At 61.4% G+C, this 15183-nt stretch carries 12 protein-coding genes; 7 read left to right on the top strand and 5 right to left on the bottom strand.

What is annotated here, in order from left to right:
- Positions 1–112: 112 nt before the first annotated feature.
- Both NMG70_RS12720 and NMG70_RS12715 read right to left on the bottom strand, forming a co-directional pair.
- The gene (locus tag NMG70_RS12720) at positions 113–1402 is read right to left on the bottom strand and encodes a M23 family metallopeptidase (protein WP_254024844.1); all 1290 of its coding nucleotides are present in this window, start codon (positions 1400–1402) and stop codon (positions 113–115) included.
- A gap of 161 nt (positions 1403–1563) precedes the next feature.
- Complete coding sequence (locus NMG70_RS12715) at positions 1564–2031, bottom strand: peroxiredoxin (protein ID WP_254024843.1); 468 nt, start codon at positions 2029–2031, stop codon at positions 1564–1566.
- 95 nt (positions 2032–2126) lie between these two features.
- Here NMG70_RS12715 and NMG70_RS12710 point away from each other — a divergent pair, with 95 nt between their 5' ends.
- Complete coding sequence (locus tag NMG70_RS12710; RefSeq protein WP_254024842.1) at positions 2127–5501, top strand: YhdP family protein; 3375 nt, start codon at positions 2127–2129, stop codon at positions 5499–5501.
- 91 nt (positions 5502–5592) lie between these two features.
- Here NMG70_RS12710 and NMG70_RS12705 read toward each other — a convergent pair whose 3' ends face one another.
- Positions 5593–6249: an FMN-dependent NADH-azoreductase gene (locus NMG70_RS12705; RefSeq protein ID WP_254024841.1), complete on the bottom strand. Its 657-nt coding sequence runs from the start codon at positions 6247–6249 to the stop codon at positions 5593–5595.
- Between the two features lie 100 nt (positions 6250–6349).
- On the opposite strand from NMG70_RS12705, the gene NMG70_RS12700 reads away from it, so the two are divergent.
- Positions 6350–6574: a LysR family transcriptional regulator gene (locus tag NMG70_RS12700; protein ID WP_254024840.1), complete on the top strand. Its 225-nt coding sequence runs from the start codon at positions 6350–6352 to the stop codon at positions 6572–6574.
- A gap of 10 nt (positions 6575–6584) precedes the next feature.
- Positions 6585–7211, top strand: a complete 627-nt coding sequence (locus NMG70_RS12695) for a LysR substrate-binding domain-containing protein (protein WP_436798378.1) — start codon at positions 6585–6587, stop codon at positions 7209–7211.
- 163 nt (positions 7212–7374) lie between these two features.
- Here NMG70_RS12695 and NMG70_RS12690 read toward each other — a convergent pair whose 3' ends face one another.
- Positions 7375–9105 carry an adenylate/guanylate cyclase domain-containing protein gene (locus NMG70_RS12690; protein ID WP_254024848.1) on the bottom strand — a complete coding sequence of 577 codons (1731 nt, stop codon included), beginning with the start codon at positions 9103–9105 and terminating at the stop codon, positions 7375–7377.
- 533 nt (positions 9106–9638) lie between these two features.
- Here NMG70_RS12690 and NMG70_RS12685 point away from each other — a divergent pair.
- Together NMG70_RS12685 and NMG70_RS12680 are read left to right on the top strand one after the other, a co-directional pair.
- Positions 9639–10175: a FecR domain-containing protein gene (locus NMG70_RS12685; RefSeq protein WP_436798379.1), complete on the top strand. Its 537-nt coding sequence runs from the start codon at positions 9639–9641 to the stop codon at positions 10173–10175.
- A 5-nt stretch (positions 10176–10180) separates the two neighbouring features.
- Positions 10181–12046 (top strand): CHASE2 domain-containing protein, encoded by a 1866-nt coding sequence (locus tag NMG70_RS12680; RefSeq protein ID WP_254024838.1) that lies wholly within the window; start codon positions 10181–10183, stop codon positions 12044–12046.
- A 444-nt stretch (positions 12047–12490) separates the two neighbouring features.
- Here the strand turns inward: NMG70_RS12680 and tyrS are convergent, their stop codons facing one another.
- Complete coding sequence (gene tyrS / locus NMG70_RS12675; RefSeq protein ID WP_254024837.1) at positions 12491–13744, bottom strand: tyrosine--tRNA ligase; 1254 nt, start codon at positions 13742–13744, stop codon at positions 12491–12493.
- A gap of 314 nt (positions 13745–14058) precedes the next feature.
- Between tyrS and NMG70_RS12670 the strand changes: the two genes are divergently transcribed.
- Complete coding sequence (locus NMG70_RS12670; protein WP_254024836.1) at positions 14059–14787, top strand: glycosyltransferase family 2 protein; 729 nt, start codon at positions 14059–14061, stop codon at positions 14785–14787.
- Positions 14780–15112 carry a lipid-A-disaccharide synthase N-terminal domain-containing protein gene (locus NMG70_RS12665; RefSeq protein ID WP_254024835.1) on the top strand — a complete coding sequence of 111 codons (333 nt, stop codon included), beginning with the start codon at positions 14780–14782 and terminating at the stop codon, positions 15110–15112. The genes NMG70_RS12670 and NMG70_RS12665 overlap by 8 nt, the downstream gene beginning before the upstream one ends.
- Positions 15113–15183 lie beyond the last annotated feature (71 nt).

The raw sequence follows: 15183 nt of genomic DNA, 5'->3' as shown, positions 1-15183 counted from the left end.
GCGCCTATGGGGCGCTGTCCCGCTAGCATCAAAAAGGTCCTGAACCGACGTGACGCTCGCAGCCGACAGGCCTTCGACTTGTCAGAAGCGCTCCTGCCGGGGACTCCGGGGACTAAAGATACCGCGCGACCTTCTTGCCGACCCTCAGGAAGCGCAGCGGGTCTATCGCCTCGCGATTGTGGCGGATCTCGTAATGCAGATGCGGGCCGGTCGAGCGGCCGCTGCTGCCGGTCTTGCCGATGACGTCGCCGGCATTGAGCCTCTTGCCGACGGTCACGTCGATTTTGCTGAGATGCCCATAGCGCGTCGCAAAGCCATTGCCATGGTCGACCTCGACCATGCGGCCGTAGCCGCCGTTCCAGCCGGCCTTGACGACAACGCCGGGCGCAGTGACCTTGGCAGGCATTCCGGTCGGCGCCCTGAAATCCATCCCCGAATGCAGCGCGGCGGTGCCGAGGAGCGGATCGGTGCGGACGCCGAACGGGCTGGTGACCGAGCGACCGGGCGCGGGGTTGTCGAGCGGCAGCCGTCGCGCCTCCGTCTTCAGACGATCGAGCGCGTCCAGCGCCTCGTCGAGTTCCCTTACCTTGCTGTCGAACGTCATCGAACTGTCGAGCGGTATCAACGGACCGCCGGCATCGCTCTTACCGAAATCGCCGTCGACCGGCAGGCCAGCCGCCTCGAGCGCCTGAGAAATCGCATCGGCGTTTCTGTAGGCGTTGTCGGCAAGCGTGGCGATGCGGGTGAGCTGCTGGCTCTCTATGGCCTTGAGCGCGGCGTTGATCGACACGAACAGTCTATCGGCACGATCGGCCGCCGTGTCGCTCGGCAGCGGATCGGAGCGGGTCGACCACAGGGAGAACGGCCTGGTATCGCCAGCGCCAAGGTTGGCGCCGACGCTGGCAACCGCATAGGCCTGCGGCGGGGCGTCGGTCACCTCGGCGCGTTTATCCGGCATAGCGGACGCGCCGGTGCCTGCGGCAGGCGGCGTTCCGACGTCGCTCTCGGCGCGTTCGAGGAGCGGGCCGATGCGGCCGTGGCGCAGGCTGAGCTGGGTCTGTCGTTCCAGCAACTCGCCAACTTTCGTTTCCATGAGCTGCTGGTCGAGAAGCTGACGGCTGGTGATCCGATCGACCTGGGCGCGCAGTGCGGAGATGCGGTCCTCATAGGCCTGCTGCATGCGCGCCTGCCGTGCCGTGGTCGCGCCGATCAGGTCGTCGCGCAGCACGAGATAGGAGGTCGCCAGCAGATAGCCTATCGCCATCGCCGCCAGCGCGGAGCCGCAAAATGCGGCAACCCATGGCCGTATGGTGAAATGCCTGATCTCGTTGCCCCGGGCGATAATGACAGTGTGGGGCTCCTTGCGCCTGCCGAGGACCGTTGACTGACTGGCTACGTTCACAGGACCAAGCTTTCGTTACGACACCAACGACAAGCCCGATTACACATCATTAAGGTTAACGGTCGGTTGCTGGCGTCCAGCTCCTTGCAGCCCATGGGTTGCAGCCGGATTGCTTCGGCGCCCCGTGCTACAACGGCTTCAGGCCCCAGCCGAAATTGTCGTCAAAGCGCGCGCACGGCCTCCAGCACCGCCTCGGCATGGCCTTTGACGCGAACGTGTCGCCAGATCCGGGCGATCCGTCCGTCGCTGCCGATCAGGAACGTTGCGCGCTCGACGCCCATATAGCGGCGGCCATAGAGCTTCTTCTCGACCCACAGATGATAGGCTTCGATCACCTTGCGCTCCTCGTCGGCGACGAGGTCGACGGTCAGATCGTATTTCGATTTGAATTTGTCGTGTTTTCGGACGCTGTCCGGCGACAGGCCGATCACCATCGCGCCGAGCTTTTCGAATTCCGGCTTCAACTGCGAAAAGCCGATCGCCTCATTGGTGCAGCCGGTGGTGTCGTCTTGCGGATAGAAGTAAAGCACGACCGGCTTTCCCAGCAATGACGCGAGGCTGAGCGACCCGCCGCCGTCGCGGGGAAGGTCGAACTGCGGCGCAACGTCGCCGACGTCGAGATCAGCCATATCGATGCCCTTGTTTGTGGTTACGCGCGAAGCCTCATCGATATATTGTCGCACCGGGATTCGTCCACGGTCGAGTTCGTTCAACGGAAAATTGTGTGGATCAGGAGCAGCCGCAGCACGAGAAGATCAGATTCAGGCGTGATGAAATCACTGACCTGGGGGCCTTCCCGTCCGCGTGCCGCGTACCGCCGCTCGGCCAAGGCCGCGGCGTTGGTATTCTTGCGCGGCTGTTTGCCGGCTTTTTGGCCCTTGTGCTGCTGGCCACCGCCGCCGCGTATGCGATCGGCATGTCCGGCTTCGGCGCCGAGCGGCTGCGGGCCGAAGCGGAAACGGCCATCGAGAAATTGGCCGGCGTCGACGTCGACGTTACGGTCGGGCCGGCCCGTCTCACGCTCGACGGATCGAGCTTCATCGCGCTGCAGGTCAGCGACGTCAGCCTCAAGACCGCCGACGGCAAGCCGATGGCCGATGCCGGGCGTGTCCGCTTCGGCGTAAGGCTGATACCGCTGTTTTCAGGCGAGATGCGGCTTACCAGCGCCAGGATTTCCGACGCGCGCATCGAGATGTCGGCGCTGCCGTCGGGTGGCGACTGGACGGCGGCGCTGCGCAACGACGACGGCCTCATCGATCCGGAAAGGCTGGCCGGTTCGGTCTTTGCCAGCATCGGTCACGCGCTCGATGCGGTGCGCGAGGATTCGATGCGCCGGATCGAGCTGCGCAATGTCGACCTCGTTCCGCCCGAGGCCGGGTTGGTCAAACTGGTCAGGATCGCGGATGCTACCGTTGCGCAGTCGGGGCCGGGCGGCATCGAGTTTTCATCCGACGCGGATGTCGACGGCAGGGCACTCACCATCGCCGCCTCAGCCAGCCGCGATACGACGACGCGGCGGGTGACGGCCCTCGATGCTAGCGTCGAGTTAGCGGAGGCCGACGAGGCTGAGGCAGCGCCGGGCGGGACGCTCGGCGCTATTGCCTTGAAGCTGGTGGGATCGGAAGGATCCGGCGAGAACGCGCCCCGGCTGACGGCCTCGTTGTCGTTCGCCGGTTCCGTACTCGATCTCGGCTCGCGCGGGATGCTTCCAGCCGACGTCGATCTCGCTGCGACGCTTGTCGCCGGCGCCAACAAGGTCCAGGTGGACCGGCTGCAAGTGAGGACCGGTCGCTCGACATTCGATTTCGCCGGCTCGATCGGGCCCAAGCCGGCGACTGGAACAGCCGGCGAGGAGCCGTCCTATCGCTACGACCTGACCAGCGACGGCTCGACGCTGGCGCCTTCTGAATCCTCCGAACCCGCACTCGATTTCATAGCCCGCGTCGCCGGCGTCTACCAGACCCGCAGCCGCAAGCTCGTGGCCGAGCAGATCGGGATCAGATCCGGGTCCGCCGGCGAGGCACTGGGCACGGCTTCGGTCGAGTTCGCCAGGGGAAAGGTGCCGGGCATATCTGTAGCCTTCAACGTCCACGACATGCCGGTCTCGCATGTCAAGCAGTTGTGGCCCTGGTTTTCCGCGCGAAACGCTCGCCTGTGGGTGCTGAAAAACCTGTTTGGCGGCCGCGTCGTCGACGCGAGCCTGCAGTTCCAGGTCGTGCCCGGGCGCCTTGGCAACGGCATCCCGCTTTCATCAGATGAGGTGTTCGGCCGTTTCAAGATCGAAGGATCGCGCTTCGATACAGCCGGTCACATTCCGCCGATACGCGATGCCATCGGCGTCGTCGAATTCCACGGCAATGACGTCGACGTCGCCTTGTCCTCGGGCAACGTCTATATGGCCAGCGGCCGCACGGTCGCGGCAAGCAACGGCACGATGGCGGTCAAGGCGGCGAACCGCCCGCCGGTGATCGGCGCGCTCGATATCGATGTTGCCGGGGAGGCGTCCGCAATCGCCGAGCTCGCCTCCTACGAGCCGATCAACGGCATGCGCCGTGTCGGCCTGCTGCCGGAAGACCTGTCCGGCACGGTGACCGGCCACGTCAAGGCGGACATTCCGCTGCAGCGCGGCGTCGATAGCTCGAAACTCGATTGGCTGGTGACGCTCGATTACAAAGACCTGTCGCTGGGCAAGCCGTTCGAAGACCAGACGGTGACGGACGCGGACGGTTCGATCACGGTCGAACCCGAGAAGGCGGTGATATCAGCCAAGGCGCTGCTCAACGGCATTCCAGCCGAACTCGACCTGATCGAACCGCTCAGGGATGGCGGACCGCCACGCAGCCGGAAAGTGGCGCTGATGCTCGACGACAAGATACGTGCCGCCGCCATGCCTGGCCTGTCGGAGCTGCTTTCCGGAACCGTCAAGGTTGAGATAGACAAGAGCGGGACGGGCAACCAGACTGTTTCGGCGGACCTGACCAATGCCAGGCTGGACATTCCCTGGGCAGGCTGGAGCAAGGGCCCCGGCATTCCAGCCAATGTCACATTTGCCATGGCCAAATCCGGCGACACCACGACGCTGTCCGACTTCGACCTGAATGGAAAGACCTTTTCGATCGATGGCGGCGTGGTGCTGGTCAACGGCGCACTGTCGTCGGCGCGGTTCAGCAACGTCAAGCTGAACCGGGGAGACGACGTTGCCGTTTCAGTGAAACGATCGGGCAAGGGCTACGCGATCGACATCAGCGGCAGCGCGCTAGACGCGCGCTCGCTGATCAAGCAATTCACGTCCGATGTCGACACCGCCACCAAGGCCACGGGTTCCGACGCGATTTCGGTCAGCGCCGACGTCAATTCGCTGACCGGCTTCCACAACGAGACACTGTCGAACCTGAAGCTCGACTACAGCGCCGCCGGCTCGAGGGTGAATGGGCTCAAGGTGAGCGCCACGGCAAGTTCGGGTGCTGCCATCAGCGTCAGCAATACGACCGGCGCCGGCAAGCGCGCCCTCAACGTGCGCTCGGCCGATGCCGGCGCCATCCTGCGGTTCCTCAACATCTACGAGCATATGGAGGGCGGTTCGATCACCCTGGCGCTCGCCGGGGCAAGCGATGGGCCGATGAAGGGCCAGGTCGACTCACACAATTTCTTCGTGGTCAACGAGCCGAAACTCGCCTCGCTCGTGTCGACGACGCCGGCGGGCGACAGCCGCAGCCTCAACGAAGCCGTCAAAGCCAATATCGACACGTCGAGAGTGAAGTTCGAGCGCGGCTTTTCCGAGATCGAAAAGGGCGCCGGCTATCTGAAGCTGGCTAATGGCGTGCTGCGCGGCCCGCGGATCGGCACCACCTTCCAGGGCACGCTCTATGACCAGAACAACAACATGGACATGACCGGCACCTTCATGCCGGTCTACGGCCTCAACCGCATTTTTGGCGAGCTGCCGCTGTTCGGCGCGCTGCTCGGCAATGGCCGCGATCGCGGCCTGATCGGCGTGACCTACCGGCTCAGGGGCGATGCCAACAAGCCGAAGCTGGACGTCAATCCGCTGTCGGTAATCGCGCCCGGAATTTTCAGGTCGATCTTCGAGTACCGGTAAGGTCAAAAGCCAATCACTTCGAGCGGCCGAGTTTTGACCCTAAGCGGATTGCAAAGCGGTGACGCGCTTGTCCGCAGCAAGCGCTTCATGATCATGCAACCGCCTTGTGCGACAGCAGGTCTTCCGCCAGTCGTGACGCGGCCTCCCGTGCATCCCGGCGAGCCGCATGATCAAGATCGGGTCCAAAGAGGGTCTTCTGCATGATTAGACTGCGGACATCTTCGATACCGATGAAACGCAACCACGCTTCTATATAGGGCTTTTGAAAGTCGAAGCTCTGCGCCGGAGTGATGGACTGCGCCGCATAGTCGAGGCCTCGCGCATGGACGACCACTGCGATCTTGTCGCGGAGCAGTCCTGCGAACCCGTGTTCAGGATCGAACGAGAAAAGAATGTCCTTCTGCGATACCAGGTCGATGAAGTGCTTGAGCTTGTAGGGAATGCTGAAATTCCACAGGGGCGTCGACAGCAGGACAATATCCGCCCAGTGCAGTTGTTGCGCCAATTCTTGCAAAGTGGCCCATGCCTGCTGTTGAGAAGGGGTAAGCGGCGTGCCGCTGAGCCCCGCATATTTGGCCAACATCGCGTCCTCACCGAATTCCGGGAGGTCGACATCCCACAGGTCGAGCGTTGAAATCTCCAAGTCAGGTCGCCGAGCACGATAGGTTTGAACAAAGGCCCCGGCGACCTCACGCGAGGCGGAACGCTCTTTGCGGGGCGAGGAAACGATATGCAGTAGCTTGGTCATGGATCATCCTTGCTCATTGTGTGACGAGCCGTATTGCGTCATATTTTAACCCGTTATAGAAATTGAGATTATCGACAATATTCATCATGGATCAGAATATATGTTGGAATTGGTCCTGCTCAGGACCTTCGTCACCGTGTTCGACGAAGGCGGCTTCAGCCGGGCAGCAGCGCGACTGAACCTTACGCAGTCGGCCGTCAGTGGGCACCTGCGCCGTCTCGAAGAGCAGGTCGGAAAGCCGTTACTCAAAAGGACGACGCGCTCGCTGGAGATGACACAAGATGGCGAGCGCCTGCTCGCCTATGCCCGGGCTCCTCGCCCTTAACCGGGATGCTTTGGCCGATCTGGCGCAGGTACAATTTCACGGCAGGATCCGCGTCGGCCTCTCGGAAGACTTCGCACAGGTTCCCATCCTTCGCGCCTTGCAGGCATTCGGCGCTGATCGCCCCGGGTTGCAGGTCGAGGTGCAAGTCGGGATTCCGGGTGCGCTCCTCTCGAAGCTGAAGGAGGGCAACATCGAACTAGTGCTCGGATCACAGTGTGAGGGTGAGGAGATGGGGCGCCTCCTGTGGCGCGAGCCGCTTGTCTGGGCATGGGCGGATCATGCCAGCGTGGATCTTCCGGACCCGCTGCCGTTGGCTGTGTTGCCGGAACCTTGCCCCTACAGGGAAGTTGCTCTTGAACGGCTTGCCAAGGTCGGGATCAGCCAGCGCACGGTGATGATCTGCACCAGCAACGCCAGCCTGAGGGCGGCTGCCATCTCAGGCTTCGCTGTAGCGCCGATGATCGTCAGTCAGCTGAGAAACGGCCTGGTCAGGGTACCCGCAAGCTACGGTCTGCCAGAATTGCCAGAAGCGGAGTTCAGGCTATTTGCCGCATCGAGAGGCGATACTTCCGTCTTCGAAGAACTGGCGGAGGCCATCATGAACGCCGTTCCTCGAAGGCACGCTGGCGAGGAGTGATCCTGAACTCGCAGCACCAACGTTTGCTTTTGAAATGGCGCTACCTGCTCGTTCCGATCGATGAGACGAATGGCGGCCATTCTCGGCAGGTACCTGATTTAAGTCTTGCCAGGCCGTGAAGGGGGCCGGTCTTTTTTGCCTGTCCCCGATTGGATCTAACTGGTTACAGGTGGGCAATACCGGCTTTCAGCAGTCCTTCGCGGACGTGCTGCACATCAGACTCCTGGGCATAGTGCAGGGTGGCGATAAATGAATCGAGGTCGAATTGGGGATCGAGCGTTCTAATCTTGCCTAGATGCGCCACGGCCGCGATTTCGTCGCCGAGCCAGCCGTAGCAGGCAGCGGCGAAAGCGTGCTGAACCGAGTCCATGGTTGACAGATGCATGAAAGCTTCGATCGCCTCGCCATACTGGCGTGCGGCGAAACGCGCCTTTCCCAGGTGGCTCCAGAACCTCTCCGGGTGGTGCGGGTTCAACTGCATTGCCTTGCGGATCCATTCAATTCCCTCTTCCGGCCTCCCCAGCCACGTCAATAACTCGCCTTGCTGCACCACCACGAGGTCGTAATTGGGATTGAGGGCGAGGGCGCGCTCTTGATGGTAGCGCGCTGTGGTCAGCTCATTGTTGTTCACGTTCACTGCGGCGAGGATGCGGTGGACATCGGCATCGTTGTCGTCCAGCGCCAGCGCCCTGTCCAGCGCTGCCATGATGTCGTTCCAGACGGCATCCCTGTCTTCGCACCAGTTATGGACCCAAGCCTGGCCAAGAATGCAGGCCCGCCAGGCATGGGCATGGGCATAATCGGGGTCGAGCGCGACGGCCCTGCCTATCAAGGTTTGCGCGCGTTCATTATCCGCAATCGTGCTTCGGTGATGCAGCACCTTGGCAGCAAGCACACATTCATACGCGGCCATGTTTGCAGGTTTCGCCCGCGCGAGCTGGTCCCGCTGAGCCGCCTCGACACGACCGGGCAGCGTGGCTGCGATCGCCGCGGTCACCTCATCCTGAATCGCGAATATGTCGTCCAGCTTCCGGTCATATTTGTCTGCCCAAATATGAGCGTCATTCGCCGTGTCGATGAGCTGAACCGTCACGCGCACCCTGTCGCCGATCTTGCGGACGCTTCCCTCCACCAGGTATTGGACGTCGAGTTTCTCGGCCACCTCGCGCACATTCACGGCGCGGTTCTTGTAGACGAAGCTGGAATTGCGCGAGATGACGAACAGCTCATGGTGGCGGGACAGTTCGGTGATGATGTCCTCGGTCAGTCCGTCCGCGAAAAATTCCTGCTCCGGGTCGCCGCTCATGTTGTTGAATGGCAGCACCACTATCGAAGGTTTCGAGATGGATCGCTTTGCCTCGACTTCTGGCAGGACATGACTGTCAAACCCAATGCGATAGAGGCGAACCGGGCGGCTGATGTTCTTTAACGTCTTCTCGCCCAGGTCCTCCATGGCAATTTCGAGACGGTCGGCAATTTGGGTCGCCACCGCTGCGGTCACGCAGATGCCGCCGACGTCGGCGAGTTGCTCGATGCGCGAGGCAATATTGACGCCGTCGCCGAAAATGTCCTCATCGTCGAAAATGATGTCGCCGAGATTAATGCCGATCCTGAATTCGATACGCCGTTCTTGCGGCACATCCGAATTGCGCCGTTTCATGCGCTGTTGGATTTCCACGGCGCATTTCACGGCATCGGTCACGCTCTGGAACTCAACGAGCATGCCGTCTCCGGTGGTCTTGATGATCCGGCCCTTGTTCTTCGCGATGGCGGGATCGACCAGTTCTATGCGATGGGTCCGAAGGCGTGCGAGCGTGCCGGATTCGTCGGCCTCCATTAGCCGACTGTAGCCCGCCATATCGGCAGCCAGAATTGCGGCTAGTCTCTGTTCCATCGCTTGAACCAAAAACCAAGCCTATCCTTCCTGGGCTGCCAAATCCAGCAATTTGGGGTTTTGGCTGAATCAAGAAGTCTTCCTACCGCAGCAGCAAGAAAGGGCGGATCAGAACCTTCCGTCTTCCGCCAGATGGCTGCGAACTCGATCGCATCAATGGCGGGAGACGCCCCGATCCGCGCGGCGTCAGACCGGAAACGTCCGATATGAACACGAGTTGGGACCATAGTGGCCGCACTCGCTGACGTCTGCAAATGGCGCGACCTGCTCGCTCTGGCAGATGAGCCGAACGGCAGCGTCGCCGCGTGACGTTCGCGACAGTGGCATCGCGGCCGCTTCAAACGGCTTGATGTCGCCTTATTTGGTGTTGGAGCAAGCTATCGTGTTAAGATCGCTGGTCGGCACCCTGCTACCTTTAGGGGCAACGCGGCTGCAAGTGCCGGTTCGTACGCATGAGTATACTGCCAAGCTGACCGCAGAAGACAATGCAAGATTTTCTTGCCGCAGATTTTCGCAAAAGCAAGGAGACGTTCATGAGCGCAAGTGGCCGATATCTCCGGAACCTGGTGGCATGCATGCTTGCCTGTGTCTTCTGGGTGGATACCGCTTCAGCGCAGTCGAATAACGCCGGCTGTACGTTCGAACTGGTAGCAGGTACGTCCCGACAAATTCTGAGATGCCGGGAAGGCCTTACCATCATTGCGGAAGATGGCGCTCGTTTTGCACTGGTGGACCGTGATCGAAATGGTAGTGTCGATGCGGTCAGATTACGGCGCAAGGCGCTGTTGCTCGATGCTCCAGCCGGCAGGGTCCGGGGTGGCTTCGCTGTCGTCACCCCGCAGGCGATCGCCGCGGTGCGAGGTACAAAATGGGCAGTCGACGTTGCCCGAGGCAAGACGTCTGTTTTCGTCGTCAAAGGTCGCGTCGCCGTGCAAAGGCCGGCGTCCAATGCTGGCGTAGTCCTCGGGCCGGGCGAAGGCGTCGATGTGGAAGCCGGAACAGGCACACTGACGGTCAAGCGTTGGCCCGCCGCACGTGTTTCGGCTTTGATGGCCCGTTTCGGTCAGTAAGCTAAATGAGCGGGCGAGCGCTTCAGACGCTGATCGCGCTCGTTCTGGCGGGTCTTTGGGGAGCCGGCCTTGGCTTTGCGCACTGGCGCGGCAACATGTGGTCCCTCGATCGCGTCGAAGCAACGATGACGGATCTTCGTACGCTTGTTCGGGGAACGGCAAAGCCGCCGGAGCTGATTACCATTGTCGCAATAGACGACGAAGCGGTCCGAAACGAGGGCCGCTATCCCCTCAGCCGCGCCACGCTTGCCCGGATTGTCGATACGATAGCTCGCTTTGGACCGAAAGCCATTGCGGTCGACGTGCTGCTGGTCGATCCCGGGAAAAAAGGTGATGATGAGGCGCTCGCGCGTTCGCTGCGTGGGACTTCAACCGTAATCGCTGCTGCAGCGGTCTACTCGGGAGGTAAACAATCGATTGCAGCCGAGGGCGATGGCCCTCTCGCCCGAGTGCCGAATGCCAAGCGGTTTCTGTGGCCCCTGAAAGCGTTCTCGGATATCGCCGCTGTCGGCGTCGTGAACGTGGTTACCGACTGGACGGGAACGCCTCGGTTCGTCCCGTTGCTGTTTCGGGCCGGAGATCGGACGGAAGCGTCTTTCTCCCTGCGCGTTGCCGCCATGGCGGTGGGCGAGGATCCGGGAATTGCGCCCGACTATCTATCTCTGGGCGCACAGCGGATTCGGACGGACATTGGTCACATACTCCCTCTGACATTCTATGGCCCCCGCGGCACAATCCGCACGATCAGCGCCACGACGGTGCTGGGGGGCCAAGTCGATGGCGGCATTATTAGGGATCGAATTGTTGTGATCGGAGCAACTGCAACCGGCGCCGGCGATGTTTTCCCGACACCGTTTGATCCCGTGCTCCCAGGCGTCGAGGTCATGTCGACGGCCATTGCCCATCTGATGACCGGCGACGGCATAGTGCGAGATCAGTACGTTCGCCTTGCAGATGCCGGTTTTGCAGTGGTGCTGCCAGTGGTTCTTGTGGGGCTGTTGGCGTGGCGTCGCAACGCCATCGGCCTTGCAGCGATCGTCGGCGTGGTTGTGATCTGGTTCGTGGTCAATATGACCGCATTCTCACACCATATCTGGCTGAGCGCGGCGTTGCCGATGGCCGCCGCCGTTCCGCCAGCTATTTTGTTCGGGGCCGCGCAGCTTTGGTTGGGCAGGAACCAAGCCCAGTATTTCGCCACGCAGAGCGAATTGCTTCAACGAGTTCAGGCCCCGGGCTTTGCGGGGTGGCTCGCGAAGCATGACGACTTTCTCCTGGAACCTGTCCGGACGGACGCCGCGATCATATTCATTGACCTGTCCGGTTTCACCGGACTGAGCGAGACATTGGGGCCGAACGCCACACGCGAACTTTTGAACACGTTCCATGCGTTGGTGGACGAAGAGGTGACAAGCTGCGGTGGCGTTGTCACGAATTTCATGGGTGACGGAGCCATGATCCAGTTCGGTCTACCGGAAGCAGAGACAGATGATGCCTTCAATGCTGCCCGCTGCTGCGCAGCGCTCTCCAGCCGTACCAACAACTGGCTCGTCTCGTTGCCCGCATCAACTGCATCTAGGCTCGGCTTCAAGATCGGAGCGCATTACGGAACAATCGTTGCGTCGAGACTCGGTGGCAAACGCCGTCAGCACATCGCGACTACGGGTGATACGGTTAACGTCGCCAGTCGCTTGATGGAGATCGCGGCCGACCAAAATGCCGAAGTCGCGGTGAGCGACAAAATGCTGCAAGTCGCCGGCCGCGACTGCGAGTTGTTCAAATCTGGTGCTCTAAGAGGGCCTGTGGAAGCACAGGTCCGCGGGCGTTCAGGCTCGCTCGCAATCTGGCTGTGGCAGAGTTCGCAGACGCTGTAGGATACCGGGCCCCGTGAACAATGATGGTACCGGAATGTCTGAATGGCGCCCGTTTGGCCGCGACACTTCAAATCCTGCCTGAGGCCTCGGCCAACCCGAACGGGAGATTCTGAAAAAATCCGCATTGATGGAAGGCAGCTTCGGGTCATGCGCGTGAATTCGGCCGGGGGCGAACGAGCTTCCGCTTAGGGTCGTATCAGGCTGTAGCACGAACGGCAGGTTTGGAGAAACGCAATGAAGGTCGGCAAATGGCGCTACCTGCTCGTTCCGATGAGACGAATGGCAATATTCACCCATCTCGGCCCTTCTCAGTAGCTACCTGATTAAGTTTTACCTAGGCCGTGATCCCGAACCGAAGGTTAGCGCAGCAAGAAGTGAAACCGGTTTCGGAAAAGGGCAAATGGAGCCCCATCCCGATTCCATCGGGATCGATCAGGCGGGCCGTCAGACCGGCCGCACCAGAACGTGTTTTTTCTTGCCGAGCGACAGTTTTACGACTTGTTCCGGACCGAGATCCTCAAGTGTCACCAACCGGCGATCGTCGGACACGGGTTGGTCGTTCAGTCGCACCGCGCCGCCCTGGATGTGTCGCCGCGCCTCGCCGTTGGACGCGGCAAGCCCGGCGGTGACGAACAGCGACAATATGCCGACGCCGCTTTCCAGATCGGCCTTGCCCACCTCGACGGTCGGTAGCGTTTCGGCCAGCGCGCCTTCTTCGAACGTCTTGCGCGCGGTTTCCTCGGCTTGCTCGGCCGCCTCGCGGCCGTGCACGATGGCCGTCGTTTCCGTGGCCAGGACCTTCTTGGCCTCGTTGATCTCGGATCCGCCAAGGGCGGCGAGCCGCGCGATCTCGGTGAGCGGCAGGCGGGTGAAAATCTTGAGGAAGCGCGTGACGTCGGCGTCCTCGGTGTTGCGCCAGTACTGCCAGAAATCATAGGGCGAGTAGAGGTCGCCGTTCAGCCAGACCGCGCCCTTGGCCGATTTGCCCATCTTGGCGCCTGACGACGTCGTCAGCAACGGTGTCGTCAGGGCATAAAGCTGCGGCGTGCCCATGCGGTGTCCGAGATCGACGCCGTTGATGATATTGCCCCACTGGTCCGATCCGCCCATTTGCAGGCGGCAGCCATAGCGCCGGCTGAGCTCGACGAAATCATAGCCCTGCAGGATCATGTAATTGAATTCAAGGAACGACAGCGATTGTTCGCGCTCGAGCCTCAGCTTCACGCTGTCGAAGGTCAGCATGCGGTTGACCGAAAAATGCCGACCGACATCGCGCAGGAACTCGACATAGTTGAGCTTCATCAGCCAGTCCGCATTGTTGACCATGATTGCATCGTTCGGACCGTCGCCGAATCGCAGGATGCGGCCGAAGATGCGCTTGATGCCCTCGATGTTGGTGGCGATGGCCTCAGGCGTCAAAAGCTTGCGCTGGTCGTCGCGGAAGGAAGGATCGCCGATCATCGAAGTGCCGCCGCCCATCAGCGCAATCGGGCGGTGGCCGGTCTCCTGCAGCCAGTAGAGCATGGTCGCGGAAATCAGATTGCCGATATGCAGGCTGGTCGCCGTGGCGTCGTAACCGACATAGGCGGTCACCGTTTCCTTGGCGAAAAGCTGGTCGAGGCCGGCATCATCCGAAATCTGGTGGATGAAACCGCGCTCGCTCATTATGCGCAGGAAATCGGATTTAAAGGCGGACATTTTTTCTTTCCCGAAAGCGCCCAACCGAAGCGGATCGGGTGCGTGAACGCGGGCGTTTAGCATCCAAGCGCGGTCAGCAAAAGGGGAATCCGGTTTTGCGTGCGGTCGCGTTTAAGATGACCGGTTCGGTACGAACGCAATCACGGTGTCGTGAAACGGCGCAAAGCTTGCCTTGCGGCTGCATCCTTGCTTCATCGTTTGGGCTGGCGTAATGAGGCGCCGCGCCAGCGGGTTCTTGCCGCACATGACCCGCTGGAACGGCACCGCTCGGCATCGAATCGAATGCCAAATCCTGTGACAGAGCCCGACCCGAAATGCCGGAGATATCCATCGTCATTCCTTGCCGGAACGAGGCGGCGAACCTGCCGCTTCTGCTTGACGAGATCGGGGCGGCGATGGCCGGGCGCGACTTCGAGGTGATCGTCGTCGATGATGGTTCGACCGACGAGACCAGCTCGGTGCTTGCCGCCCAGGCAGTGCTTCGCCGGTTTCCGCTTCGCCACCTCCGGCATGAGAAATCCGCTGGCCAGTCTTTCTCTGTACGTTCGGGCGCATGGGCGGCCCGCGGCGATATCGTCGCCACGATCGATGGCGACGGCCAGAACGATCCCAGATACATTCCGGTGCTGGTCGATGCGCTGCGGCAAGCCGGTCCTGGTTTCGGTGTTGCGCAAGGGCAGCGCCTGAAACGTCGCGACAGCAAGATCAAGCAACTGGCGTCCCGTTTTGCCAACTGGCTGAGAAAGGCCGTCCTGCATGACGAGACCCGCGACACGGGCTGCGGCCTGAAGGCGATCCATACCGACATCCTCAGGAAATTGCCGTTCTTCGACGGTACGCATCGCTTTGTTCCGGCCCTCGTCACCCAGGAGGGGTATCGCGTCGTGCATTGCAACGTCGTCGACCGCTCTCGCCGCCACGGCAAGTCGAATTACGGAATTTTCGATCGCGGCCTGCAAGGGGTGCTTGATCTCGCCGGTGTCTGGTGGCTGCGCCGCCGGCGCCGCAGAATGCCAAAAACAGAGGAAATCCGGCATGGCTAACGCGCTTCAGGACCTGGCGACCTGGCTTCACGACGTCTTCGTCAAGCAGTTCGATACGTGGATTCTGCTCGGCTTTGTCGCCCAGTTCTTCTTCAGCATGCGCTTCGTCGTGCAGTGGGTCGCATCGGAAAAAGCCAAGCGCAGCGTCGTGCCGATCGCCTTCTGGTTCTTTTCGCTGTTCGGCGGCAGCCTGCTGCTGATCTACGCCATCCAGCGGCAGGATCCGGTGTTCATCGCCGGTCAGGCCCTGGGCCTGTTCATCTACATCCGCAACCTGTGGCTGATCGCCAACGAGCGCAAGGCGGCGATGACGAAGGTCGATTGAGCGACCTGGCGACGGCGAACGTCACGCTCCGTCGAATCCGCCGTAGGATCGTACCAGCCGAACCGTGTCGG

This window comes from Mesorhizobium ventifaucium (assembly GCF_935822925.1).
GTDB classification, from domain to species: Bacteria; Pseudomonadota; Alphaproteobacteria; order Rhizobiales; family Rhizobiaceae; genus Mesorhizobium; species Mesorhizobium ventifaucium.
This window is presented reverse-complemented; position numbering and strand designations above follow the sequence as displayed.